26 protein-coding genes and 1 riboswitch are annotated in these 24549 nt (G+C 67.5%); of the genes, 14 read left to right on the top strand and 12 right to left on the bottom strand.

The features are described from left to right. The first annotated feature begins 1 nt into the window (after position 1). The 3 genes from AC50YM_RS00935 to AC50YM_RS00925 all read left to right on the top strand — a co-directional run bounded on the left by AC50YM_RS00935 (position 2) and on the right by AC50YM_RS00925 (position 2311). Positions 2 to 685 (top strand): TrmH family RNA methyltransferase, encoded by a 684-nt coding sequence (locus AC50YM_RS00935; protein ID WP_494955413.1) that lies wholly within the window; start codon positions 2 to 4, stop codon positions 683 to 685. A gap of 175 nt (positions 686 to 860) precedes the next feature. Then, positions 861 to 1880 carry a class II fructose-bisphosphate aldolase gene (fbaA, locus tag AC50YM_RS00930; protein WP_494891287.1) on the top strand — a complete coding sequence of 340 codons (1020 nt, stop codon included), beginning with the start codon at positions 861 to 863 and terminating at the stop codon, positions 1878 to 1880. A gap of 2 nt (positions 1881 to 1882) precedes the next feature. Then, positions 1883 to 2311 carry a DUF3151 domain-containing protein gene (locus AC50YM_RS00925; RefSeq protein WP_494955137.1) on the top strand — a complete coding sequence of 143 codons (429 nt, stop codon included), beginning with the start codon at positions 1883 to 1885 and terminating at the stop codon, positions 2309 to 2311. A 151-nt stretch (positions 2312 to 2462) separates the two neighbouring features. Here the strand turns inward: AC50YM_RS00925 and AC50YM_RS00920 are convergent, their stop codons facing one another. Together AC50YM_RS00920 and AC50YM_RS00915 are read right to left on the bottom strand one after the other, a co-directional pair. After that, on the bottom strand, positions 2463 to 3095 hold the full coding sequence (locus AC50YM_RS00920) for a uracil-DNA glycosylase family protein (protein ID WP_494955136.1): 633 nt from the start codon (positions 3093 to 3095) through the stop codon (positions 2463 to 2465). A gap of 172 nt (positions 3096 to 3267) precedes the next feature. Then, positions 3268 to 4476, bottom strand: a complete 1209-nt coding sequence (locus AC50YM_RS00915) for a cobalamin-independent methionine synthase II family protein (protein ID WP_494955135.1) — start codon at positions 4474 to 4476, stop codon at positions 3268 to 3270. Between the two features lie 10 nt (positions 4477 to 4486). Continuing rightward, positions 4487 to 4588, bottom strand: a riboswitch (SAM riboswitch). 280 nt (positions 4589 to 4868) lie between these two features. Here AC50YM_RS00915 and AC50YM_RS00910 point away from each other — a divergent pair. The 4 genes from AC50YM_RS00910 (at position 4869) to AC50YM_RS00895 (ending at position 8512) form a co-directional block, all read left to right on the top strand. Further along, positions 4869 to 6158 (top strand): adenylosuccinate synthase, encoded by a 1290-nt coding sequence (locus AC50YM_RS00910; protein WP_494955134.1) that lies wholly within the window; start codon positions 4869 to 4871, stop codon positions 6156 to 6158. 346 nt (positions 6159 to 6504) lie between these two features. Then, positions 6505 to 7002, top strand: coding sequence for a hypothetical protein (locus AC50YM_RS00905; protein WP_494955133.1), 498 nt, complete (start codon positions 6505 to 6507; stop codon positions 7000 to 7002). Between the two features lie 107 nt (positions 7003 to 7109). Then, positions 7110 to 7658 carry an RNA polymerase sigma factor gene (locus AC50YM_RS00900; RefSeq protein WP_494955132.1) on the top strand — a complete coding sequence of 183 codons (549 nt, stop codon included), beginning with the start codon at positions 7110 to 7112 and terminating at the stop codon, positions 7656 to 7658. Then, positions 7655 to 8512 carry a hypothetical protein gene (locus AC50YM_RS00895; protein ID WP_494955131.1) on the top strand — a complete coding sequence of 286 codons (858 nt, stop codon included), beginning with the start codon at positions 7655 to 7657 and terminating at the stop codon, positions 8510 to 8512. The genes AC50YM_RS00900 and AC50YM_RS00895 overlap by 4 nt, the downstream gene beginning before the upstream one ends. Before the next feature lie 138 nt (positions 8513 to 8650). On the opposite strand, the gene AC50YM_RS00890 is transcribed toward AC50YM_RS00895, so the two are convergent. From AC50YM_RS00890 to AC50YM_RS00860, 7 genes are all read right to left on the bottom strand, one after another. Further along, positions 8651 to 9148: a CoA-binding protein gene (locus AC50YM_RS00890; RefSeq protein ID WP_494955130.1), complete on the bottom strand. Its 498-nt coding sequence runs from the start codon at positions 9146 to 9148 to the stop codon at positions 8651 to 8653. Continuing rightward, positions 9145 to 10500, bottom strand: coding sequence for an O-acetylhomoserine aminocarboxypropyltransferase/cysteine synthase family protein (locus AC50YM_RS00885; protein WP_494955129.1), 1356 nt, complete (start codon positions 10498 to 10500; stop codon positions 9145 to 9147). Before AC50YM_RS00885 ends, AC50YM_RS00890 begins: the two co-directional genes overlap by 4 nt. After that, positions 10500 to 11720 carry a dimethylsulfone monooxygenase SfnG gene (sfnG, locus tag AC50YM_RS00880; protein ID WP_494955128.1) on the bottom strand — a complete coding sequence of 407 codons (1221 nt, stop codon included), beginning with the start codon at positions 11718 to 11720 and terminating at the stop codon, positions 10500 to 10502. The genes AC50YM_RS00885 and sfnG overlap by 1 nt, the downstream gene beginning before the upstream one ends. Positions 11721 to 11728: 8 nt before the next feature. Then, positions 11729 to 13723, bottom strand: a complete 1995-nt coding sequence (gene acs / locus AC50YM_RS00875; RefSeq protein WP_494955127.1) for an acetate--CoA ligase — start codon at positions 13721 to 13723, stop codon at positions 11729 to 11731. Next, complete coding sequence (locus tag AC50YM_RS00870; RefSeq protein ID WP_494955126.1) at positions 13699 to 14610, bottom strand: ABC transporter permease; 912 nt, start codon at positions 14608 to 14610, stop codon at positions 13699 to 13701. The genes acs and AC50YM_RS00870 overlap by 25 nt, the downstream gene beginning before the upstream one ends. Then, complete coding sequence (locus AC50YM_RS00865; protein ID WP_494955125.1) at positions 14610 to 15653, bottom strand: aliphatic sulfonate ABC transporter substrate-binding protein; 1044 nt, start codon at positions 15651 to 15653, stop codon at positions 14610 to 14612. The genes AC50YM_RS00870 and AC50YM_RS00865 overlap by 1 nt, the downstream gene beginning before the upstream one ends. A gap of 130 nt (positions 15654 to 15783) precedes the next feature. Beyond that, positions 15784 to 16644 carry an ABC transporter ATP-binding protein gene (locus AC50YM_RS00860; RefSeq protein WP_494955124.1) on the bottom strand — a complete coding sequence of 287 codons (861 nt, stop codon included), beginning with the start codon at positions 16642 to 16644 and terminating at the stop codon, positions 15784 to 15786. Between the two features lie 313 nt (positions 16645 to 16957). Here AC50YM_RS00860 and AC50YM_RS00855 point away from each other — a divergent pair, with 313 nt between their 5' ends. The 7 genes from AC50YM_RS00855 to AC50YM_RS00825 all read left to right on the top strand — a co-directional run bounded on the left by AC50YM_RS00855 (position 16958) and on the right by AC50YM_RS00825 (position 20909). Further along, positions 16958 to 17383 carry a CoA-binding protein gene (locus tag AC50YM_RS00855; RefSeq protein WP_494955123.1) on the top strand — a complete coding sequence of 142 codons (426 nt, stop codon included), beginning with the start codon at positions 16958 to 16960 and terminating at the stop codon, positions 17381 to 17383. Positions 17384 to 17423: 40 nt separating this feature from the next. After that, entirely contained in the window at positions 17424 to 17834 is a 411-nt protein-coding gene (locus tag AC50YM_RS00850; RefSeq protein WP_494955122.1) for an MmcQ/YjbR family DNA-binding protein, read from the top strand. Next, positions 17831 to 18376, top strand: coding sequence for a DUF1990 domain-containing protein (locus AC50YM_RS00845; protein WP_494955121.1), 546 nt, complete (start codon positions 17831 to 17833; stop codon positions 18374 to 18376). The genes AC50YM_RS00850 and AC50YM_RS00845 overlap by 4 nt, the downstream gene beginning before the upstream one ends. Before the next feature lie 12 nt (positions 18377 to 18388). Then, entirely contained in the window at positions 18389 to 18991 is a 603-nt protein-coding gene (locus AC50YM_RS00840) for a hypothetical protein (protein WP_494955120.1), read from the top strand. 171 nt (positions 18992 to 19162) lie between these two features. Next, the gene (locus AC50YM_RS00835) at positions 19163 to 19480 is read left to right on the top strand and encodes a putative quinol monooxygenase (protein ID WP_494955119.1); all 318 of its coding nucleotides are present in this window, start codon (positions 19163 to 19165) and stop codon (positions 19478 to 19480) included. A gap of 75 nt (positions 19481 to 19555) precedes the next feature. Next, entirely contained in the window at positions 19556 to 19849 is a 294-nt protein-coding gene (locus AC50YM_RS00830) for a DUF503 domain-containing protein (protein ID WP_494955118.1), read from the top strand. A 283-nt stretch (positions 19850 to 20132) separates the two neighbouring features. After that, complete coding sequence (locus AC50YM_RS00825) at positions 20133 to 20909, top strand: type IV toxin-antitoxin system AbiEi family antitoxin (RefSeq protein WP_494955117.1); 777 nt, start codon at positions 20133 to 20135, stop codon at positions 20907 to 20909. Positions 20910 to 20992: 83 nt separating this feature from the next. On the opposite strand, the gene purL is transcribed toward AC50YM_RS00825, so the two are convergent. Genes purL through purS form a run of 3 tightly spaced genes read right to left on the bottom strand, consistent with a single transcriptional unit; the run spans position 20993 to position 24343 of the window. Beyond that, positions 20993 to 23332, bottom strand: a complete 2340-nt coding sequence (gene purL / locus AC50YM_RS00820) for a phosphoribosylformylglycinamidine synthase subunit PurL (protein ID WP_494955116.1) — start codon at positions 23330 to 23332, stop codon at positions 20993 to 20995. Next, positions 23329 to 24090, bottom strand: coding sequence for a phosphoribosylformylglycinamidine synthase subunit PurQ (gene purQ, locus AC50YM_RS00815; protein WP_494955115.1), 762 nt, complete (start codon positions 24088 to 24090; stop codon positions 23329 to 23331). The genes purL and purQ overlap by 4 nt, the downstream gene beginning before the upstream one ends. Position 24091: 1 nt before the next feature. Further along, on the bottom strand, positions 24092 to 24343 hold the full coding sequence (gene purS / locus AC50YM_RS00810) for a phosphoribosylformylglycinamidine synthase subunit PurS (protein ID WP_056427643.1): 252 nt from the start codon (positions 24341 to 24343) through the stop codon (positions 24092 to 24094). Between the last annotated feature and the right edge of the window lie 206 nt (positions 24344 to 24549).

Genomic DNA, 24549 nt, shown 5'->3' with positions numbered 1-24549 from the left:
GATGGAGGCGGGGGCCGCGACGGGGGCGGAGGCGGGGGCCGCGACGGGGGCGGAGGCGGGGGCCGGGCCCAAGCCCGAGGTCGGCGTCGGCCCCTGGGCAGGCGAACTGCCGGCGGGCGATCACTGGGACCCGGATCTGCTGGCGGATGGGGACCGCCGCAACGTGGTGGACAAGTACCGCTACTGGAAGCATGAGGCGATCGTGGCGGATTTGGACTCCCAGCGCCACAACTTCCACATCGCGATCGAGAACTGGCAGCACGACATGAACATCGGCACCGTCGTGCGCAGCGCCAACGCGTTCCTGGCCAAGGAAGTGCACATCATCGGGCGACGCCGCTGGAACCGCCGCGGGGCCATGGTCACCGACCGCTACCAGCACATCCGCCACCACCCGACCGTCGCGGACTTCGTGAGCTGGGCGGACGGGGAGGGTCTGGCGATCATCGGGATCGACATCTTCCCGGACTCGGTGCCGCTGGAAACCTACGAACTGCCCAAGGACTGCGTGCTGGTGTTCGGCCAGGAGGGCCCGGGACTGTCCCCCGAGGTCCATGAAGCGGCGGTGGACACCCTGTCGATCGAGCAGTTCGGCTCCACCCGCTCGATCAACGCCGCCTCGGCCGCGGCCATCGCGATGCACGCCTGGATCCGCCGGCACGTCTTCAACCAGCTCCCGGGGTAGCGGCCGCAGTAGGAGCGGGCGGGCGCCGGGCCAGCAGCGCGTCAGCGCGATATTACAGGTCCCGAGTGACCGGAAACACTGCCCGGCGCCGGGAATGGCTAGGATGGTTCGTAGCCGACGAGGTTCACTCCAGGGTCAACCCAGCCCGCAGACGAAATTCACTTTAGGAGTCAGCATGCCCATTGCAACCCCAGAGATCTACTCCGAGATGATCGACCGCGCTAAGACGGGCGGCTTCGCGTTCCCCGCCGTCAACGTCACCTCCTCCCAGACCCTTAACGCAGCCCTCCGCGGCTTCGCCGAGGCCGAGTCCGATGGCATCGTCCAGGTCTCCACCGGCGGCGCCGCGTACTGGTCCGGCGCGTCCACCAAGGACATGGTGGCCGGTTCGCTCGGCTTCGCCGCGTTTGCCCGCGAAGTCGCCAAGAACTACGGCGTCAACATCGCCCTGCACACCGACCACTGCCCCAAAGACAAGCTCGACGGCTTCGTCCTGCCGCTGCTGGCAGCCTCCGAAGCCGAGGTCAAGGCCGGCCGCAACCCGCTCTTCAGCTCCCACATGTGGGACGGCTCGGCCGAGACCCTCCCTGAGAACCTGCGCATCGCCCGCGAACTGCTGGCGCGCACCGCGGCTGCGAAGATGATCCTCGAGGTCGAGATCGGCACCGTCGGCGGCGAGGAGGACGGCGTCGAGAACGCCATCAACGACAAGCTCTACACCACCGTCGAGGACGCCCTCGCGACCATCGAGGCCCTCGGCTCCGGCGAGAACGGACGCTACATCACGGCGCTGACCTTCGGCAACGTGCACGGCGTCTACAAGCCCGGCGGCGTCAAGCTCCGCCCGGAAATCCTCAAGGACATCCAGGAGCAGGTGGGCGCCAAGATCGGTAAGGCCAACCCGTTCGACCTGGTCTTCCACGGCGGCTCCGGCTCCTCCGAAAAGGAGATCGCCGACGCTGTTTCCTACGGTGTCATCAAGATGAACATCGACACCGACACCCAGTACGCCTACACCCGTCCCGTTGCCGACCACATGTTCCGCAACTACGACGGCGTACTGAAGGTCGACGGCGAGGTCGGCAACAAGAAGCTCTACGACCCCCGCGTCTGGGGCGCCTCCGCCGAGGCCGGCCTCGCGGCCCGCGTCGTCGAGGCTGCCCAGCAGCTCGGCTCCACCGGCAAGACGTTCTAAGCATGTCGGACGAATTCCGCAAGAACCTGATGGGCCCCGAGCCCACCCTCCTGCCCGCCGAGACCGAGGTCTACGCAGCGCTGGAGGCCGGCCAGGAGGCCCTGGACCTGGTGGAAAAGCACCCGACGTCCTCGCTGCTCTGGGCGGTGCTGGCCGAGGAAGCGTGGGCCGAGGGCCGGACCATCGACTCGTACGCCTACTCCCGGGTCGGCTACCACCGCGGCCTGGACTCGCTGCGCCGCAACGGCTGGCGCGGCGTGGGTCCCATCCCGTGGGAGCACGAGCCCAACCGCGGTTTCCTGCGCGCGCTGTATTCGCTGGGACGCGCCTCCGCGGCGATCGGTGAAGCCGAGGAGCCGGAGCGGATCGAGAAGTTCCTCAAGGACTCCGACCCCACCGCCAAGGCCGCCATCGAAGCGGAAAAGCGCTAACCCCTCCCGGCACCACGAAGCAACGCGGGGTCACTTCCGGCCCATTCCACCCCCTGGGATGGGCCGGAAGTGACCCCGCGTTGTTTGTTAAACAACGACGGCGGGCGTCCACCAGAAGGTGGGCGCCCGCCGTCGTCGGTGCGGGTAGAGACTAGCTGGTCTTGGCCAGACCGGTGCGGGCCATCGCGTCCGCGTAGACGGTGCCCATCTCGTCGAGGTACTGCTCCTGGCGGGCAGGGGTGCCGGCGAAGGCGCGGCCGCTGAGCGAGCGGACCTTGTAGGTCTTAAGGCCGCGGCGCCAGATCATCGGCACCTCGGTCTTGAGGAGCAGGTTCGCGAGGCGGTTGGCCTCGGTGCCGTGAGCCACGATCACTGAGGCGCGGGGCACCACGGCGAGGAACTTCAGCAGCGGCTTCAGGCCCGCGGAAATCTGGTCGGGCGTGAACTTGCCGTTCGGCTCGCCCGGGACGTACCAGGGGTGAACGTTCCACGGCATAACGTACTCGGGGCGCAGGCCCAGCTTCCAGTGGACGCCGAGCAGGCGGGTGGCGGCTTCCTCGTCCCCGGCAGTGATGAAGCCTGACTCATCCTCGGTCCCGATGTTGGAGAAGAGGCTGATGATGCGGCACTCATCGATGTCGTGCATCGGATCCACGTAGGGGACATTCATGCCAGCTTTGGTTGCCTGCAGCGTGTCGCACAGCTCGTTGACGGCTGCGACGCTAGGTTCATAGCGGCGGCTCAGAAGCTGTTCGCGGGAATTTTCAGTGGCCAAGGCTGTCATATATTGCTGAGTCTCCTGCGGGTTTGGTGAAGCTGCCAGACCGTACGTGGGCACGCCAAGCACCGGGTACGTAATGTACGGTGTGGTTTGAAAATGTGGTGTGGACCGATTCCTGGTCGATCCTTACTAGTCTATCAAGTCCCACGAAATGCCGTTCCCGCGCGAGGGACTGCTACCAGAGCCGCGCCGAGGCGCGGCGGGCGCCTTCCCCCAAGGATTCCAGCTTGGCAAAGGCAATTTGGGGGTGCACCCGGCCGCCGAGACCGCAGTCTGTGGAGGCAATCACATTTTCCCGGCCCACCAATTGGGCGAAGCGGACGAGCCGGTCAGCCACGAGGTCCGGGTGTTCAACGACGTTGGTGGCGTGGGAGACGACGCCGGGGATGATGACTTTTCCGTCCGGGAGCCTGGTCTCCTCCCAGACCCGCCATTCGTGCTCGTGGCGGACGTTGGCGGCCTCGAAGGAGTAGCCGCCAGCATTGACCTGCAGCACCGAGTCGATGATGTCCGCGAAGGGGATATCCGTGGTGTGCGGGCCGTGCCAGGAGCCCCAGCAGACGTGCAGCCGGATCTGGTCCTGCGGAAGGTCGCGCAGGGCCCAGTTGGTGGCCTCGACCCGTAGCTGGATGAACTTGAGGTAGTCGGCCAGGGCCGGTTCCGGGTTGATCTGGTCCCAGCTCTCGGCCAGCGAGGGATCGTCGAGCTGGACCGTGAGCCCGGCGTCGATGATGGCCTTGTACTCCTCGCGCATGGCGTCGGCGCAGGCGTAGAGGAGTTCCTCGTCCGTCTTGTAGTACTCGTTGGCCACGCGGGCGCAGGAGCCGGGGGACAGGGAAGCGACGAAGCCCTCGGACAGGCCCGCCGCGGCCAGGCCCGTCTTCAGGTCGGCGATGTCCGAGCCCACGAGGGCGTGGCCGGTGTAGGTCAGCGGGCCGGCGATCTTCGGTTGCGTGACACTCTTGCGGTGCGCCAGGATCCCGGAGGACGGATCGGTGTAGGCGTCGTCGAACTTCTGCCGGTCGCGCCGGTCCGGGAACGTGGTCAGGACGATGTTCCCGGGGGTGGAGCGGTGTACCGCGGCGTCTTTCCAGCGGTCCACCTCCGTGGGCTCAAGCCCGCCGAGCCGGCTGAAGGAGTAGTTCCACCACGCTCCATAGTCCACCGAGTTGGACATGGTGTGCCCGTATTCGCCGTCGTTGGCGATCTCGAGGCCGAGGTCTTTCTGGCGCTGCACGATGTCCACCACGGAGGTTTCCAGCAGGTCCAGGAATTCGGGGCTGATGCCGTCCACTTCCTTGGCCTCGTTCGCCGCGATCAGCTCGGCGGTGCGGGGCAAGGAGCCGGCGTGGGTGGCGCGGATATGGTCGGTGTTCTGCTGCATGAGTGGTTCCTTTGCATCGGTCCTGGCGGTAGCACCGTTGCCGTCACAGGGGAGTGTCCGCAGGTTGCTGCGGCGTCAATGGTCCAGGTCCCTCGGCCGCTCGGGATGGTCAACTCTTACTAAATTCCACCACGGAGACCCGCGCAAGTCCGCGCGCCGAAGTTTCGCTGGCCGGACACCGGGTCATTACCGCAACGGCCCGCAAAGTCCATTGGATGGCCAAATGGGTGGCCGCCACGGCTATCGGCTAAACTTGGGTGGTAAGAGCCCCGGACTCTGGCGTTGATGGTAAGAGCACAGCGGTAGATTCGGGGCATTCTCATGAACGGCGCCCAGCTCCGGATCACCCTGGTGAATCCGGAACCCGGCCCGAACGAATGGGGGAGGATCCCATGCCAGCAATCGTGATCGTCGGAGCCCAATGGGGCGACGAAGGCAAAGGTAAAGCCACTGACCTGCTTGGTGGCCGAGTCGACTACGTCGTCAAGCCCAATGGTGGCAACAATGCCGGGCACACCGTCGTCGTAGGCGGTGAGAAGTATGAGCTCAAGCTCCTTCCGGCCGGCATCCTGAGCCCCAACGCCATTCCGATCATCGGCAACGGCTGCGTGGTGAACCTCGAGGCGCTGTTCCAGGAGATCGACGGACTGGAAGCCCGCGGTGCGGACACCTCCAGGCTGCGTATCTCCGCCAACGCCCACCTCGTGGCGCCCTACCACCAGGTCCTGGACAAGGTCACCGAGCGGTTCCTCGGCAGCCGCGCCATCGGCACGACCGGCCGCGGTATCGGCCCGGCCTACATGGACAAGGTGGCCCGCCTCGGCATCCGCGTCCAGGACGTTTTCGACGCGTCGATCCTGCGCCAGAAGGTCGAAGGATCGCTGCGGCAGAAAAACGAACTGCTGGTCAAGGTCTACAACCGCCGCGACATCGAGGTGGACGAGATCGTGGACTACTTCCTGTCCTTCGCCGAACGCCTCCGCCCGCTGGTCATCGACAGCACCTATGTCCTGAACACCGCCCTGGACGAGGGCAAGGTGGTCCTCATGGAGGGCGGCCAGGCCACGTTCCTGGACGTCGACCACGGCACCTACCCGTTCGTGACCTCCTCCAACCCGACCGCCGGCGGCGCCTCGGTAGGCTCCGGCATCGGCCCCACCCGGATCTCGCGGTCCATCGGCATCATCAAGGCGTACACCACCCGTGTCGGCGCCGGCCCGTTCCCCACGGAACTCTTCGACGAGATGGGCATGTACCTGCAGAAGACCGGCGGCGAGTTCGGCGTCAACACCGGCCGGCCGCGCCGCTGCGGCTGGTACGACGCCGTGCTGGCGCGGCACGCCTCGCGGGTCAACGGCTTCACGGACTACTTCGTCACCAAGCTGGACGTGCTCACCGGCATCGAACAGATCCCGGTCTGCGTGGCCTACGACGTCGACGGCGTCCGGCACGACGAAATGCCGATGACGCAGACCGAGTTCCACCACGCCAAACCGATCTTCGAGCTTTTCGAGGGCTGGACCGAGGACATCACCGGTGCCCGCACCCTGGACGACCTCCCGGAGAACGCCAGGAACTACGTGCTGGCGCTCGAGAAGCTTTCCGGCACGCGCTTCTCCGCGATCGGCGTTGGCCCGGACCGCGACCAGACCATCGTGATCAACGACCTGATCAACGACTAGTACTGCCCGCGGCGGACGCTCATTCCGGCGCCCGACGGCGGCGGGTCACCTGAAAGGGTGGCCCGCCGCCGTCGCCGTTAAAGCCGGTGTTACCGCTCCGCCGGGCAGCCCCCGGAGAAAGTTCCGGATGGTGCGTAACCTTTCGGGGCCGCCGGGCGATTACTCCTTTGTAAGCGCCGCCGGATGATGGACCCCCCCACCAGGAATCCGGCCGGCCTTCCATGTAAGTGCAGGCCGGCCCGCCCCGTGCGGCGCCGGCCGGCCTTCGAAAGATAGCGCGGGCTGTTGACTGCCCCCACGCGGCTTCAGCCGGCTACACCCAAAAAACAAAGGATGTACGTTTCTTATGCAGAGTGTTAGCAAGACCACCAAGATTGCTGTCAGCGCCGCCATTATCGTTGTCGGAGGCTTCTCCGGTGTCGGCCTGGCCAACGCGGCCCAGGTTTCGAGCACCCAGCAGGCTGAAGTGACCCCCGCTACGCCCGCCGTCCCGGCAACCCCCTCGGTTCCGGCGACCCCCGAACTTCCCGCCGCGCCGGCGGTTCCGGCCGTCCCCGCCGTCCCGGCGTCGCCGTCCGTTGATGGCTCCGTTGATGGCTCCGCCGAGGGCGACGCCAGCACCGAAGGCACCGAAGGATCCGTCGAGGGTACCGTCGACGCCGACCAGGACGGCGTCACCGCCGAAGCTGCGGCCAACGCCACCGGCGCTGCCCAGGCCAAGGCCCACGCCGGCGTGACCGTTGCTGTTCCGGCCGTGCCCGGCGCCGAGGGTGCGCCGGCTGTTCCCGCCACCCCGGCCGTGCCGACCCTGCCGTCGGACAAGCTGCCTGAGCTCAACAAGTAGGCACTGAGCTCTACAGGCAGGGACTGGACGCCTCTACGGAGGCGCCCGGGGGTGCGGCCGCTACACTGGCAGGGCCGCACCCCGGCAGCAACCGGAAGGACAGCCACTTGGCAGCACAGCTCAGCGATGACGAAATGTCAGCCGCCTTGGCGGGCGAGCCATCAGGATTCAGCGCTGTCTACGCCAGCATTTCACCCGCGGTGTTGGGTTACTTCCGGGCCCGCGGGGTGGACGACGCCGAGGCGTTGACCCAGGACGTCTTCGTCGACATCCTGCCGAAACTCTCCAAGGTCACCGGGGGCCGGAGCGGCCTGCGGACCTTCATTTTCTCCGTCGCCCACGCCCGGCTGGTGGACCACCACCGGCGGGCCGACCGGACGCCGTACCTGGCCGAATACGACCCCCGGGATGACACACGGTACGCCGCTTCCGCCGAGGACGAGGTACTCGGTTCGCTGGGAGGCCTTACTGATTTCCTCTCCCGGCTCAACGATGAGCAACGGGAAGTCCTGGTCCTGAGGATCGTCGCGGACCTCTCCATCGACCAGGTCGCCCGCATCATGGACAAGACGCCGGGTGCCATTAAACAGCTTCAACGACGCGGGCTCAGTGCCCTGCGCGAACTCGTCACCGAAAAGGACCACGCAGCATCATGACCGGATCCCACGAACCCCAGCAGGATGGCAGCATCCAGGCGATGCTCCGTGACTCCGGCCTCGAAGCAGCGACCGAGCTCCGCAGTTCGCTCGAAGAGCTACGATCCCTGGTCCCTTCCCAGGCCCCTGCGCCCCGCGCCGACCTCGCGGCGCTGCTGGCCGTGGGTTCCTCCGCAGGATCCGGTGCTCCCGCAGCCGGTACTTCCGCTGACACGACGACGGCGATGCCCACCCTCGCGTCCGTGCCGGGTCCCGCCGAGGAGGCGCTGCCGGGTCCCCTGGGGACTGCTACGCCGGGTCCTAGGGAGACTTCGACGCCGGGTCCCGCCGAGGAAGCGCTGCCGGCGGGCGTTTCCAGCCTGGCCGAGCGCCGCGGCCGGAAGCGCCGGCTGGCGATCGTTGGCGGCGCTGTCGTAGGTGCCATGACCCTCGGGGCCGGCGCCGTGGCAGCCTCCGGCGAGGACTTCCGGGCCAGTGTCAGCCACGCCGTGGGCGTCGTCTTCCAGCCGTCCGGCGCGACACCGGATTCGGCCCCACAACCGGCCGGACCCTCACCGGCGCATATCCCGGCAGCTCCCGTGCCGTCAATTCCGGCTACAGCCACCACCCCGACGACAGCCGATGGCGCGGCCGCAGCTCCTGGATCCGCTGGTGCGGTTCCTGCTGCGCCAGGCGCGCCGGCCACTCCACCCGCTCTTGGACGGGACGGAGTTCTTCCGACGCCGCCGCACCGCCCGGTCACACCGGGGATTCCCGGGCTCCCGGGTCCGGGCGAGGACCACAATCTCCCCAGGGCTCCGCTGCCGGTGCCGACCCTTCCGGGCGTGCTTCCGGAGCTCCCCGGAAAGCCCTAGTCCGGTCCGAGCCCCCCCGGCGGCGGCCCGGCCACCCGGGCCGGTCGCCCCGGTCGCGGGTAACGTGCCGGCTCGCTGTTTCGTTACAGCGACCAGGCACGTTTCCCGCGAGTTCGGCAGCCGAACGCGCAGGACGGGCTAGGCGAGCACCTGCCGCTTGGAGGAAATGACGCCGGTGTCGAAGCCGGCCAGGTGCAGGCCGCCGTGGAACCGGGCATGCTCAATCTTCACGCAGCGGTCCATCACGACGTCGAGCCCGGCAGCCTCGGCTTCCTTCGCCACATCCTCGTGCCACGAGCCCAGCTGCAGCCACAGGGTCTTGGCGCCGGCCGCGATGGCCTCTTCCAGGACACCCGGCAGGTCATCGTGCTTGCGGAAAACGTCCACGATGTCCGGGCTCTCCGGGAGGTCCGCCAGCGAGGCGTAGGTCGGCTCGCCCAGGATTTCCTTCACCACCGGGTTCACGAAATACACCTTGTAGCGTGTGGAGGACTGCAGGTAGGTCGCCACGAAGTAGCTCGCCCGGGACGGCTTGTCCGAAGCGCCCACAATCGCGATCGATTTCGCCTGCCGCAGCAGGTTCAGCCGCTCCGGAGCAGACGGGCTGGTCCAGGTGCGGGTTTCTTCGCTGCTCATGAGAGTGCTCCAATCGTGCAGGTGTCGGCCGCAAGGGTGTCCGGGACGGACTCCGATCCGGCCGTTGCGGTGGTTGCCACGGCCAGGGCCTGGTCGAGGTCCCAGAGGATGTCCTCGATGTCTTCGAGCCCGATCGAGATCCGGACCAGATCCTCGGGGATTCCGGCGGACTCGAGCTGTTCGGGGCTGAGCTGCTGGTGGGTCGTGGAACCCGGGTGGATCACGAGGGTCCGTGAGTCGCCGACGTTGGCCAGGTGCGAGGCCAGCTGCAGGGACTCGATGAACTTCTGCCCGGCGGCGCGGCCCCCCTTCACACCGAAGGAGAACACCGAGCCGGGTCCGAGCGGCAGGTACTTTTTGGCCCGCTCGAAGTGCGGGTGCGAGGGCAGCCCGGAGAAGTTCACGTAGGCCACGCGCTCATCCGCTTCAAGCCATTCCGCCACGGCCTGGGCGTTCTTGAGGTGCTCGTCCAGGCGCTGCGGGAGGGTCTCCACGCCTTGCAGCAGCTGGAACGCGGACATCGGCGACAGCGCGGGTCCGATGTCGCGCAGCTGCTCGCAGCGCAGCTTGGTCAGGAATCCGTACTCGCCGAAGTTCCCCCACCAGGAGACATTCCCGTAGGAGGCCACCGGTTCGGTCATCGTGGGGAACTTCCCGTTGCCCCAGTTGAAGCGGCCGCTCTCGACGATGACGCCGCCGAGGGTGGTGCCGTGCCCGCCGAGGAACTTGGTGGCGGAGTGGATCACGATGTCGGCCCCGTGTTCGATCGGCCGCACGAGGTACGGCGTGCTTAGGGTGGCGTCGACGACGAGGGGGATACCGGCGTCGTGCGCTACCTTTGCCAGCCCCTCCAGGTCCTGGACTTCCGACGACGGGTTGGCCACCACCTCGACGAAGATCGCCTTGGTGTTCTCCCGGACCGCGGCGGCATAGTCCGCCGGGTCGGTGCCGGGAACGAAGGTGGTGTCCACGCCGAAGCGGCGCAGCGTGACGTCCAGCTGCGTGACAGTGCCGCCGTACAGCTGGGAGGCCGCGACGATGTGGTCACCGGACTGGGTGAGCGCGGCGAAGGTGATGAACTCCGCGGCCATGCCCGAGGACGTGGCGACGGCGCCGATCCCGCCTTCGAGGGACGCGATGCGTTCCTCGAACGCGGCGACTGTGGGGTTGCCGATCCGGGAGTAGATGTTGCCGTACTTCTGCAGCGCGAAGAGGTTGGCGGCGTCCTGGGTGTCCTTGAACACGAAGGACGTGGTCTGGTAGATCGGGACGGCCCGGGCGCCGTGCTCGGCGTCGGGCGTGCCACCGGCGTGCAGGGCGCGGGTGCGGAAACCAAACTTGCGGTCAGCCATTACGCGTTCACCAGCCCGGACGTTGCGGCGGCCGAAGCCACCGGGGTGCCGGACAGGTCCAGCTCCGTGCCGTTCCTGCGGGCCAGGTCCGCTTCGAGCTCGCGGACAATCGGCAGGATGTCCGTACCGAACGCGGCGACTTCCTCCTGGAAGTGCAGGTACCCGGTGAGGAACAGGTTCACGCCGATCTTCTTGTACTCCACGATCCGTTCCGCGATCTGCTCGGGGGTGCCGATCAGCTGGGTCTTGAAGCCGTCGTTGTACTGGACCAGGTCCTCGAAGCTCGAATCGGCCCACATGCCCTTGCCGTCCTTGGTGGACGAGCCGGCCTCCTGGACGGCGTCGCGGAAACCTTCGACGGCGGGCTTGTGCGCCTTCTCGACGATCTCGCGAAGGGTGTCGCGGGCTTCCTTCTCGGTATCGCGGGCGATCACGAAGCCGTTCAGGCCAAAGCGCGGGGCGGGGAGTGCGCCCTCTGAGCCGCGGCGGGTTCCTCGTCCGCTTTCTCCTGCGGAAGCGACGACGCCGGCGATGTTCTCCTTGAAGCCCTCCAGGTCCTTGCCGTTGGAGAAGTACCAGTCCGCCACGCGGCCGGCCGTGGCCTGCGCCGCGGTCGAGTTGCCGCCGAAGAAGATCTCCGGGTGCGCGCGGCCCGGCACGTCCACCGGGGCAGGCTGCAGGGTGAAGTTGTTGATGTTGTAGTACTTGCCGGACTGGCTGTACTCCTGCTCGGTCCACAGCCCGCGGAGGACCCTGATGAACTCCTCGGTGCGGACGTAGCGTTCGTCGTGCTCAAGCCATTCGAGCCCGAAGTTCTCGAACTCCGCCTTGAGCCAGCCGGAGACGATGTTCACGGCGGCGCGGCCGTTGGAGATGTGGTCGGCCGTGATGATGAATTTAGCCAGCACACCGGGGTGCCACATGCCCGGGTGGACAGCGGAGATGACCTTGAGCCGCTCCGTGGCGGCCAGCAGCGCCAGGCTGAACGAGGTGGCCTCGTGCTGCTTGTCCGCGCCGTAGGAGGCCGCGTAGCGGGTCTGGGTGAGGGCGTATTCGAAGCCCGAGTTCTCCGCGATCCGGGCGAGCTTCTTGTTGTAGTCGAAGTCCCAGCCGGTGCGCTGTTCGATGGTGGAGACGACGAGGCCGCCGGAGACGTTGGGAACCCAATAGGCGAACTTGAGCGGTTCGGAAAGACGGGCGACGGTGCTGATGTCAGTCATGGGGGTCCTTACTTCTGGGTATTTCTGGTGGTGTCATTGCGTTCACGCAGGACGGACTGGATGCCGGCGATCGACGGCTCGTTCTGGAGCGAGGTCGTGTCGCCGAGCGTGGTTCCTTCGAACAGCTGGGTCAGCAGCCGGCGCATGATCTTGCCGCTGCGTGTCTTCGGCACGTCCTCCACGACGACGACGTCGCGCGGCTTAGCGATCGGCCCGATCTCCTTCGCGACGTGGGCCTTCAATTCGGACGCGATGTCCGTGGTAGCCGCCGAACCTTTCAGCACGACGAACGCGACGATCGCGTGGCCGGTCTTCGGGTCCGCGACAGGGCAGACGCCGGCCTCCACGACGTCCGGGTGCGAGACGAGGGCTGATTCGATCTCGATCGTGGAGAGCAGGTGCCCGGAGACGTTGAGCGTGTCGTCCACGCGCCCGAGGATCCAGATGTCGCCGTCGTCGTCGTACTTTGCGCCGTCGCCGGCAAGGAACCAGCCCTGTTCGGCGTACTGGCGCCAGTACGAATCGAAGTAGCGCTGCGGGTTCCCCCACACAGTCCGGGCGATGGCGGGGCCGGGGGCATCGACCACGATGAAGCCCTGGACCCCCGGCGGCACGGTGTTGCCGGCGTCGTCCACGATCCGGGTGCCGACGCCGGGCAGGGGACGGGCCGCGCAGCCCGGCTTGAACTCCGTGTCGGTGGGGGCGGGGGAGAGGATGGTGGCACCGGTTTCGGACTGCCACCAGGTATCCACCACGGGGGCGGTCCCGGCTCCGACGTTGGCCCGGAACCAGCGCCAGGCCTCCGGGTTCACGGCCTCGCCCACGGTGCCGAGCAGGCGGATCGAGGAGAGGTCGTAGCTGGCCGGAACGCCGTCCGGGAACCAGCCCATCAGGGACCGGACCAGGGTGGGTGCGGTGTAGTACTGCGTGACACCGTAGCGTTCGATGATTTCGAAGTGCCGGCCGGGATGCGGGGTGTTGGGTGTGCCCTCGAAGATCACCTGCGTGGCTCCGTTGGAGAGCGGGCCGTACAGCTCGTAGGTGTGGGCGGTGACCCAGGCGAGGTCGGCCGTGCACCAGTGGACGTCCAGGTCCCGGAGGGCCGGGTCCGGGTTGCTGAAGAGGTGCTCAAAGCTCCAGGACGCCTGCGTGAGGTAGCCGCCGGAGGTGTGGACCAGGCCCTTGGGCTTCCCGGTGGTGCCGGAGGTGTACATGATGAACAGCGGCGTCTCGGCGTCGAAGGCTTCCGGCGTGTGCTGCGGGGAGGCCTGCCCGACGGCGTCATGCCACCAGACGTCGCGGCCCGCGGTCATCGGGACGGTGTCCAGCAGGTCCGGTGCGGTGGTGCGGTTGACCACCAGGACGTGCTCGATCGCGTTGTCCCCGGCGACGGCCGTGTCCGCGTTGTCCTTGACCGGCACGGCGACGCCGCGGCGGAACTGGCCGTCGGTGGTGACCAGCAGTTTGGCGCCGGTGTCCTCCACCCGGAACTTGAGCGCCTCGGCGGAGAAGCCGCCGAAGACCAGCGAGTGGATGGCGCCGATGCGGGCCACGGCCAGGGTGATGATCACCGTTTCGGGGATGACCGGGAGGTAGATGACCACCCGGTCGCCCTTGGTGATGCCGAGGCCCAGCAGGGCGTTGGCGGCCCGGGAGACCTCGCGCTGCAGTTCGGCGTAGCTGATGGTGCGGCGGTCGCCCGGTTCGCCCTCGAAGTGCAGGGCCACTTTGTCCCCGCGCCCCGCCGCCACGTGGCGGTCGACGCAGTTGTAGGCGACGTTGAGCCGCCCGCCGTCGAACCAGGTGATGTCCGGGCCGGTGCCGGCGTCGACGTCGGCCGGAACGCGGCGGTGGGTGGTGTGCCAGGGCTTGTCCTGCCCGGGCACGTCCTCCCAGTCGAGCCGGAGCGCGGCATCCTCCCAGAAGGAGAGTCGTTCCGCTTCGGTGGCCGGGTGACTGACCGGGGCGGTTTCGGTGTTTACGCCCATCGTTTCACTGCCCATTTCTCTGCCAGGCCCAACAGGGCGTCGGTAATTTTTCCGATCACGGCGAGCAACACGATCGCCAGCAGGAGCCGGTCCGTGCGGCCGTTGTTCTGCGAGTCGGTGAGGAGGAAGCCGAGGCCCATCGAGGAGGCGATGAGTTCGGCGGCCACGAGGAACAGCCAGGCCTGCGCCAGCGCCAGCCGGAGCCCGGAGAAGACCGCCGGAACCACGGCCGGGAGCTGCACCGTGGTCAGCAGCTTCACGCCCTTAAGCCCGAAGGCGCGCGCCGCTTCCACCAGGTTCCGGTCCACGTGGCGCAGCGCCAGGGAGACGGTGGTGAAGACCGGGAAGAACGCTCCGATCAGGATCAGGGTGATCTTGGAATCCTCGCCGATCTTCATCCAGAGGATGAGCAGCGGCACCCACGCCAGCGACGGGACGGCGCGGAGGGCACCGATGGTCGGTGCGAGCAGGGCATCGGCGAACCGGGACAGGCCCACCAGGGAGCCGAAGACCAGGCCCAGCGCCGCGCCGGCGGCGAAGCCGATCAGGACCCGCTGGGTGGAGATGGCGATGTGCTGTCCGAGCTGACCGCGCTGGAGCAGGTCGATGCCCGCCTCCAGCACCATCGACGGCGGCGGGAGCTGGACGACGCTGAACACGCCGGCAGCCGTGGAGAGGTGCCAGGCGGCAAGCACCGCCGCGGGAATAATTAATCCAAGGAGCAGACGCGCCCAGCCGTTGGCCAGGATCCCGGCGGGGGACCATCCGTTCGCCGGGAGGCTGCCTGCACTCTTAAGGGGCAGGCCAGGCCGGGCGGCGTCTGCTGGAGTTGCGGGGACGGCTGCAGCGCGCCCGTCCGCAACATTAGTGCCGGTGACGGCCGGATTCCTGAGCTGAGGCATCAGGAGTCCTTGATGGCGGACGTATCCGCCTTCTTCACCAGCGAGTCATCAAGAATGGTGGTGACGGCGTCGTCGATCTGCTTCTGGCTCGCGACGTCGCCGGTTTCCACGAACGTGGGGCCGATCTTCGCCAGGACCTTGCGCTGCGCCTCACCGGGGGCCGGGTCCACGTCCAGGTTGCTGCGCTCCAGGACCACGGTCTTCGCGACGGCGAGGTCCAGGCCGGCGACGTCCGCGAGGATCTGTGCCGTCTCGTCCGGGTTCGCAGCGGCCCAGGCGCGTGCTTTCTCGTAGGCGTTGACGACGGCCTGCGCCTGCTTCGGCTTGTTCTTCAGGAAGGATTCCGTGGCGTTCAGGAAGCCGTAGGTGTTGAAGGAAAGGTTCCGGTAGAAGAGCTTGGCGCCCTTCTGCTCCGCGCCGGCCATGATCGGGTCCAGCCCCGACCAGGCGTCCACCGAGCCGTTTTCCAGCGCGGCACGGCCGTCCGCGTGCTGCAGGTTCTGCACCGTGACGTCCTTGGCGGAGATCCCGGCTTCGGCGAGGGACTGCAGCAGGAAGAAGTAGGGGTCGGTGCCCTTGGTCGCGGCCACGGACTTGCCCTTGAGGTCCGCGACGGTGGTGATGCCGGAGGACTCCTTCGCCACCAGGGCCGCCCACTCCGGCTGGGAGTAGATGTCGATCGTTTTGATCGGGGACCCGTTGGCGCGGGCCAGCAGGGCAGCGGATCCGGCGGTGGAGCCGACGTCGATCGCGCCGGAGCGCAGCGCCTCGTTGGCCTTGTTGGAGCCGGCCGACTGGACCCAGTTCACGGTGACGCCCTGGTCCTTCAGGGAGGATTCGAGCCAGCCCTTCTTCTTGATGACCAGGCTGAGCGGGTTGTAGGTGGCGAAGTCGATGTTGAGCGTGCCGGTTTCGACGGCGGCGTTGGAGGCGGGGGACCCGCCGGAGCCCTCTCCTGCGACGCAGCCCGTCAGGACGAGGGCGGCGGAGACGGCGGCGGCGCCAATAACCGAGCGGCGGGTGACTTTGCGGGCGAATGACATGGCAATCCTCTGGGGTATGAAAAGCGAGCGAAGCGAAAGGCGAAGGGGCGTGAAAACGGTGGAGCAGTCTGCGCGCAACAGGTGCTGCGGCTTCCGGCTGGGAAGGCGTGGGGAACCGGGGGAGGTGCGGCTAGTGGCCGTCGACGCCGAGGGTCGCCAGGAGCGAGGCCCGCATTCGGGCGAGTTCCACGGAACCGCGGTCCCGGGGGCGGTCGCCAGGCACGGCTAAGGTGCGGACGATTGTCGCGCCGGGCGCCGCCGATGCCTCCCCTGCACCCGCACTCGGGTCCTTGCCCAGGACGATGATGCGGTCGGCAAGCTGGAGGGCCTCGTCGACGTCGTGCGTCACCAGGAGCACAGTGGTGGGTTCGGCCCGGTGGATGTCCAGCAGCAGATCCTGCATCTTGATCCGGGTCAGTGCGTCGAGGGCGCCGAACGGCTCATCGAGGAGCAGGACGGCGGGATTGCGGGCGAGCGCCCGGGCCAGTGAGGCGCGCTGGGCCATTCCGCCGGAGATCTCGCGCGGGCGGTGCTTGGCGAAGTTCGTCAGGCCCACGAGGTCGAGCAGCCGGGCCACCTTCGCTTTGCCGTCCCGCGCGCTGATGCCGGCGGGCAGGCCGATCGCAATATTGGCCTGCAGGGTGTGCCACGGCAGGAGCCGCGGTTCCTGGAAGGCGAAGGCGCAGCGGGAATCAATGCCCTGCACCGGGCTGCCGTCGATGTCGACGCTGCCTGAGGTGGGGGAGTCGAGTCCGGCGGTGGCGCGGAGCAAAGTGGACTTGCCGCAGCCGGATGTGCCGAGGATCGCCAGGACTTCCCCGGCGCGGATCTCGAAGTCGACGTCGCGCAGGACGGTGTGGGCCTCTGCGCCGGTGCCGAAGGTGCGGCGCAGCGAGCGGAAGGCAACCGGCAGTGCCGGGGTGTGGGTGGCGGCTCCGGCGGGGGCGTCCAAAACGGACTCCGGCGCGGAGGAGGACAGGACAGCAGTCATAAGTTACTCCATCGGTCCTGGCAGTAGCACCCTACGGAATGAGCCTTTGAACCGGGTGGTCAGTCCGGTTGTCCCTTGGCTCCATACCTAGCTATCGCCGGCATCCAGGGGCGGATGACGGCGACCAGGGTTGCTGCGGCTTCATCGATCCAGGTCTCTCGGCCGCTCGGGATGGTCGCTTCTAACTAAAACGGAATCGGAGCTTTTTCCCAAATGGGGGTGTTTTGCGACGTAATATTCGGCCTTTCCGTGCTGGCGGGCCGAGGGCCGGTCAATTGTTCGGCGCCGGCGCCGGGGCGGTTAGGCTGTGCTCATGGCCCACGTTAACGATCCGGCAGTCCTCGAGAAGCTCATGCGCACCAAGGGCCGGTGGGCAATTGTCGGCCTGACCAAGAACCAATGGCGTGCCGCCTATGACACCTCCCTCTTCATCCGCGACCGGCTCGGGATGGAGATCATCCCGGTGAACCTGCCCGGTGATCCCGTCCACGGGGAAACCGGCTACACCACCCTTGCTGACATCCCGGCCGGGAAGCAGCCGATCGACGTCGTGGACTGTTTTGTGAATTCCCAGAAGGTCGGGGCCGTGGTGGACCAGGCAATCGCCGCGGGGGCGGGGGCCGTCTGGATGCAGCTGGGCGTCATCGATGAGGCCGCGGCGGCCCGGGCGAAAGCTGCCGGTCTCGACGTCATCATGAACGCCTGCCCGGCGCAGGACGCCAGGCGCTTCGGCCTCTGACCGACTGCAAAATGTCCGCGCCGGCCTCTAGGCTCGGATCATGGACGCAGCCGTACTCCGCAAGATCTGCCTCGAGTTTCCCGGCTCGTTCGAAGACTTCCCGTTCGGGCCCGAGACGTCTGTCTTCAAGGTGCAGGCTGCCGTGTCCGGCGGGTCCCGGCACGGAGCCAAAATGTTCGCCCTTTCCGCCCTGGACGAGGCCGACCTCTCCGTCAGCCTCAAGTGCGAGCCCGCCCTGGCTGAGCAGTTGCGCGCCGCCCACCCGGAGATCACCGGGGCGTGGCACATGAACAAAAAGCACTGGAACGGCGTGCGCCTCGATGGCTCGCTGCCCGATTCGATGGTGCGCGACATGGTGGAGGACTCCTACGACCTCGTGGTCGCTTCGCTGAGCCGGCGCCAGCAGGAGCAACTGGGCTGGGCGCGGCTTGCCGGCGGGCGACGCTCATGAATCCGCGGATCGCTGCCGGTGAGCTGAACTATAACGGGGTCGGGTCCACGGAACATGGCCCGCCGCCCGCGGACGCCGAATGCCTGGTCACGCACGCCTACCTGGGCGAGGGCGTGGCCACCTACCGGCGCGTGGTGCAGGGGATGCTGACCTGGCAGCTGCAGAAACGGGCCGGCCTGAGGGTCCGTGCGGAGTCCGGCGTCGTGGCCCCCGGCGTGCGTGTGGTGAGCGGATTCGGCGTCGGGCCGTTCCGGATCAACGCGCCGTGCGAAGTCGTCTGGGTCCGCCGTCCGGTGCCGGGGGACACTGCGCAGTCCGCCGGGTTCGGCTACGGGACCCTCCCCGGGCATCCCGTCCGCGGCGAGGAAGCCTTCGAGGTCTCCATCGACGCCCGGGGCCAGGTCCTGATCCGCATCACTGCCTTCGGTGAGCCGTCCAACTGGTTCTACCGAGCGGGCGGCGCCGTGACGGAACGGGCGCGCGGCCACCTGACTTCCCGCTACATTAGGAGTGCCCAGGAACTGGCCGCAGGTGTGAACTGAGAGCAGGCAGCAATGCTGGATCAACAGACCCTAGACCAACTATGGAACTTCGATGACCCCGCGCTGTCTGAAGCGCGTTTCCGGGCAGCGTCCCGGGATCCCGCCTACGACGCCGACGAACGGGCCGAGCTCACCACCCAACTGGGCCGGGCCATCGGCCTGCAGGGCAGGTACGAGGAAGCCGACGCGCTGCTGGACGCGGTCGACGGCGACGAGCCCACCGTGGCTGTCCGGGTGCTGCTGGAGCGCGGGCGGGTGCTGAACTCCGGCGGCCACGCGGAAATGGCCGTGCCGCTCTTGGAACAGGCCGCGGAACTCGCGGACCACCTCGGCGAGGAATTCCTGGCCGTGGATGCCCTGCACATGCTCGCCATTGCCGACCCTGCCCACGCCGAAACCTGGACCCGGAGCGCCCTGGAGTACGCCTCCACGGTGCACGATGAACGGACGAAACGCTGGCTGGTGGCACTGCACAACAACCTGGGCTGGACGCTGCACGACGCCGGCCGCTGCGCCGAGGCGATGGTGGAGTTCCAGCTCGCCGAACAGTGGGCCGAACGTGTCGGCACACCGCAGCAGCAGGAGCAGGCACGCCAGGCGATCCACGCCTGCTGACCCCGCCCTCCCAACTCCAACGCGGGGTCATTCCCGGCCCATAAATGGCGCCGCCATGGGCGCGGTGTGACCTCGCGTTGTCCTGTTGCAAGAATGGTAGGCGAACCATCCCGCCCGCTGCACCCGCCCAAGCCGCTGCACCCACACCCCCGGACCGAAAGGCTCACTCCCGTGATCTTCATTGTCGTCAAATTCAAGGTCAAGCCCGACTGGTCCGAACGGTGGCCCGGCCTCGTGCACGACTTCACCCAGGCCACCCGCCAGGAACCGGGGAACCTCTGGTTCGAGTGGTCCCGCAGCCTGGACGATCCCAACGAATTCGTCCTGGTCGAGGCGTTCAAGGACGACGCGGCCGGGGACCACGTCAACAGCGCGCATTTCAAGCAGGCCATGGCGGACATGCCGCAGGCGCTGCTCGAAACCCCGCGGATCATCAGCCGCCAGCTCGACGGCGAGAGCTGGGACCGGATGGGCGAACTCACCATCTGACCCCGTCGATTGCTCCGTAACCGCCCTTTTGAGGCCCCACAAGGACGGCGACGGAGCAATCGATACGCTTAACTCATGTGGATCGGCTGGATTGAATTCGACGTCCTCCTCGGCGACGTCCATAGCCTGAAGGAGAAGCGCTCGGTGGTTCGGCCGGTGCTCGCAGAGCTCAAGCGCCGCTTCGAGGTTTCCGTCGCGGAGGCCGGACTCCAGGACCAGTACCGGCGGGCCGTCATCGGCGTCGGACTGGTCGCGGCGGACCGCGCGCACCTGGTCGAGGTGCTGGCCGCCGTCGAACGCTTCATGGCGGCGCGCCCGGAACTCGAGCTGCTCAGCGCCCGCCAGCGGGAACTCCGCAGCGACGATTAATCCCCGTCGACTGCTCCGCTGACGCCCTTATGAGGCGTCAAAACGGCACTTATGGAGCAGCGGTTGGGAGGTGTGGATAACTTCTGCGGCGACCACGCGGTTCTGCTCTGATGAAGCCATGAAAACCGCACGGCCGCTGCCGGAAAATCTCCTGGGACGTCCCTTTACCGTTGCCGAAGCGGCGGACGCCGGAGTGTCACCCAAGAGGCTCCGCCACCGCTCACTGGCAGGACTCGGAAGAGGGATTCGGTCCCTGCCGCCGACGCCGGGGCTACCCCTGAGTGTGAGAGTGCGGCCATTCATCGAGGTCAACGAGCGATGCGCCGCGTCGCACCTCACCGCGGCGGAGCTTGGTTCGCTTCCGGCGCGACTAGCGAAGGAGGGACCGCAGATGTACCACTTGATCAGGCCCGAGGGTGCAGCCCACCTCAACCGGCCGCATGTAATCGTTCATCGGATGAAGCTCCACGACGACGAAATCACGATCCATGAGGGGATTCCGGTGACCACCCCGGAGCGAACCTGGCTGGATCTTGCCGAAATGCTGACCGTGGATGAACTCGTCGTGGCCGGCGACAGCTGCGTCCGCGTGCCCCGGCGTGAGCTCGAAGGCAGGGAGTTGCCGCTCTGCAGCCTCGGTGATCTGCAGCGGATGATCGACCGCCATAAGGGAAAGCGGGGAATCCGGCGGGCGCGGGAGGCACTCAAACTCATTCGAGTGGGTTCAGATTCGCCGCAGGAGTCCCTGCTGAGGCTGGCCATGGTTCGGGCCGGCCTTCCGGAACCGGAGCTGAACGTGCCGATTATCGACGACGGCGGAACTAGGCACCACCAGCCCGACCTGTCCTATCGGAAATACCGGATTGGCATCGAGTACGAGGGTGAACTCCACGGCGACGAGGGGCAGATTGTCCGGGACATTGCCCGTTCCGAACGCTACGCGGCCCTCGGCTGGACAGAGATCCGGATCTCGAAGCGGCACATGCCCAATGATGCCAAGGCTGCCGTGGCCAAGGTGCGCGCCGCACTGGTCCAAGCCGGCTGGCGTCCCGGCCGGTGACCCAAACGAATGCTCCGTAACTGCCGTTCTGGGGGTTCAAAAGGGCGGCTACGGAGCACTCGATGGGAGGGGGGAAGGGGACGCTAGCCGAAGTACTTCGGCAGGGTCGCCTCGTGGGCTTCGCGGAGGGCGTCGAGGTTCATGGTCTCGACGCCGGTGATCTCCAGGGTGCCGCCCTCGGCGTCGACAACGCCGATCCGCAGGTGCGGGAAGCCGCGGGCGGTGCACATGTCCTTGAACCGGATCTCCTCGGAGCGGGGCACGGCCACAATGGCGCGGCCCTGCGTCTCAGAGAACAGGGCGGTGAACAGGTCCACGCCGTCGCGGTCCAGGACGTCCTGCAGGGCGATCCGGGCACCGACGCCGTAGCGCAGCGAGGACTCCACGAGGGCCGCCGCGAGGCCGCCTTCGGAGAGGTCGTGGGCGGAGTCCACCATGCCGTCGCGGGAGGCGTTGATCAGGATCTCGCCCAGCGCGCGTTCGGCGTCGAGGTCAACCTTGGGCGGCAGCCCGCCCAGGTGTCCGCGCATGTTGGACCATTCCGAACCGTCCAGTTCCGCCGCCGTTGTGCCGAGCAGGTAGATGGCCTGGCCATCTTCCTTCCAGCCCGACGGCGTACGGCGCGCGACGTCGTCGAACTTGCCCAGCACTGCCACCACCGGGGAGGGGTGGATGGGGGTGGTGCCGGTCTGGTTGTAGAGCGAGACGTTGCCGCCGGTGACCGGGATGCCCAGCACCATGCACGCGTCGGACAGGCCGCGGATAGCCTCGGCCAGCTGCCACATCACGTCCGGATCCTCGGGGGAGCCGAAGTTCAGGCAGTCGCTGACGGCCATCGGCACGGCGCCGGAGGTGGCGACGTTGCGGTAGGCCTCGGCCAGCGCCAGCTGGGCGCCGTGGTACGGGTCGAGGTAGGTGTAGCGGCCGTTGGCGTCGGTGGCCAGGGCCACGCCCAGCCCGGTTTTCTCGTCCACCCGGACCACGCCGGCGTCGTCCGGGAACGCCATGGCGGTGTTGCCGCCGACGTAGCGGTCGTACTGCTGGGTGATCCAGGACTTGTCGCACATGTTCGGGGACGCGACGAGCTCGGTGATGGCGGCGGCGAGCTCGGCGGGTGCGGCCGGGCGGCCGGCGTCCTGCACGGACCCGGTGAAAGCATCGGCCTGCACGGCGTCCTGCCACTCCGGGCGCGCGTAGGGGCGGTCGTAGACCGGACCGTCGTGCGCCACGGTGCGCGGGTCGACGTCGACGATGACTTCGCCTTCCCACGTGATGATCAGGCGGCCGGTATCGGTCACCTCGCCCAGCCAGGAGTACTCGACAGCCCACTTGTCCATGACCGCTTCAAACGCGGCGACGTTCTCGGGGGTTACGACGGCCATCATGCGTTCCTGCGACTCGGACATCAGGATTTCGCCCGGGGTCAGGGTGGGATCGCGGAGCAGGACGGAGGTCAGTTCGACTTCCATGCCGCCGTCGCCGTTGGAGGCGAGCTCGGACGTGGCGCAGGAAATGCCCGCGGCGCCGAGGTCCTGGATGCCCTCCACCAGGGAGCCCTTGAACAGCTCGAGGCAGCATTCGATCAGGACCTTTTCGGCGAACGGGTCGCCGACCTGCACGGCGGGGCGCTTGGACGGCTTTGTGCTGTCGAAGGATTCCGAGGCCAGCACGGAGGCGCCGCCGATGCCGTCGCCGCCGGTGCGGGCGCCGAAGAGCACCACCTTGTTGCCCTTGCCGGAAGCGTTGGCGAGGCGGATGTCCTCGTGGCGCATGACGCCGACGGCCAGGGCGTTGACCAGCGGGTTGCCCTGGTAGACCGAGTCGAAGACCATTTCGCCGCCGATGTTCGGCAGGCCCAGGGAGTTGCCGTAGCCGCCGATGCCGGCGACCGCGCCGTGCATGACGCGGGCCGTGTCCGGGTGGTCAATCGCGCCGAAACGCAGCGGATCCATTACGGCGACGGGGCGGGCGCCCATCGAAATGATGTCGCGGACAATCCCGCCGATGCCGGTCGCGGCACCCTGGTACGGCTCGACGAAGGACGGCGAGTTGTGGGACTCGATCTTGAACGTCACGGCCCAGCCGTCGCCCAGGTTTGTGACGCCGGCGTTTTCGCCGATCCCCACGAGCATGTCCTTCTTCATCTCCTCCGTCACCTTTTCGCCGAACTGGCGCAGGTGGTTCTTGGAGGACTTGTAGGAGCAGTGCTCGCTCCACATCACGGAGTACATGGCGAGCTCGGCGCCGGTCGGGCGGCGGCCCAGCACCTTGATGACCTCGTCGAACTCGTTCTTCTTGAGGCCCAGCTCGGCCCAGGGGAGTTCGACGGCGGGGGTCTTCGCCGCGTTCTCGACGGTGTCGATGTTGAATTTCTTGGTCTCGGTGGCGGTGCCAGCCGTCCGGCCTGTTGACGTCTCCGTCATTTGTTGTCTCCCACGATCTTGTTCAGTACAGAGGTGAAGAAGCCGAGGCCCTCGGTGCCGGAGCCGTTTTCGGGGCCGAAGCCGGCCTCCACTGCGTGCTCCGGGTGCGGCATGAGGCCCACGACGTTGCCCTCGGCGTTGGAGATGCCGGCGATGTCGCGGCGCGAGCCGTTCGGGTTGAAGCCGACGTAGCGGAACACGACCCGTCCCTCCGCCTCCAGCGCATCGAGGGTCTTCTCGTCCGCAATGTACTGGCCGTCCTGGTTCTTCAGCGGCACCGTGATTTCCTGGCCGGCGGCGTAGTCCCGGGTCCACGCGGTGGCGTTGTTTTCCACCCGCAGGACCTGGTCGCGGCACATGAACTTCAGGTGGTCGTTCTTGATCATCGACCCGGGCAGCAGGTGCGATTCGGTGAGGATCTGGAAGCCGTTGCAGATGCCCAGCACGGGCAGCCGGGCGTCCGAGTTGGCGGCGTCGATGATCCTGGCCATCAGCGGAGCGAACCGTGAGATGGCGCCGGCGCGGAGGTAATCGCCGTAGGAGAAACCACCGGGGATGACGACGGCGTCGACGTCGCCCAACGTGGTGTCTGCATGCCAGAGGGCCACCGGGGTGGCGCCGGCCAGGCGCACCGCGCGGACGGCGTCGCGGTCGTCCAGGGTACCGGGGAAGGTAACGACACCGATCTTCGCGCCCGCGAGCCCGCGGGCACCAGGAGCGGCGGCGGTGGTTTCGCCGATCAGGGGGAGTTCAGTCATCTCAGGCCTCGACGACCTCGACGTTGACGACGTCCTCGATGACCGGGTTCGACAGCAGGGTCTCCGCGGCGTTCCGGGCCTGGGCCAGGATCTCTTCGGTCACCTCGCCGTCGACCGTGAGTTCAAAGCGTTTGCCCTGGCGGACAGCGCTGAACGCGGTGAAGCCCAGCCGGGGGAGTGCACCCACGATGGCTTTCCCCTGCGGGTCCAGAATCTCGGGCTTGGGCATGACGTCGACAACGATCCGGGGCATCCGGCAACTCCTGTGCGTGAGCATTTGGGTAAGGGCGCAGCGGAGTGATGCCGTCTCACACCTGTCCCGTTGTGGTGAGGGCTGTTTGGTGAAGACAGCGTGAGAGGGCGCTCCGCGAGCGTGCAAGCCCATTCTACCGGCCACGGTGCGTCCGGCCGCATTCCGGCGGGGGAGTGTGAACGGCGCCCGTTGGGCCGCCGGGACGG

Source organism: Pseudarthrobacter sp. RHLT1-30-1 (assembly GCF_059383415.1).
This window is presented reverse-complemented; position numbering and strand designations above follow the sequence as displayed.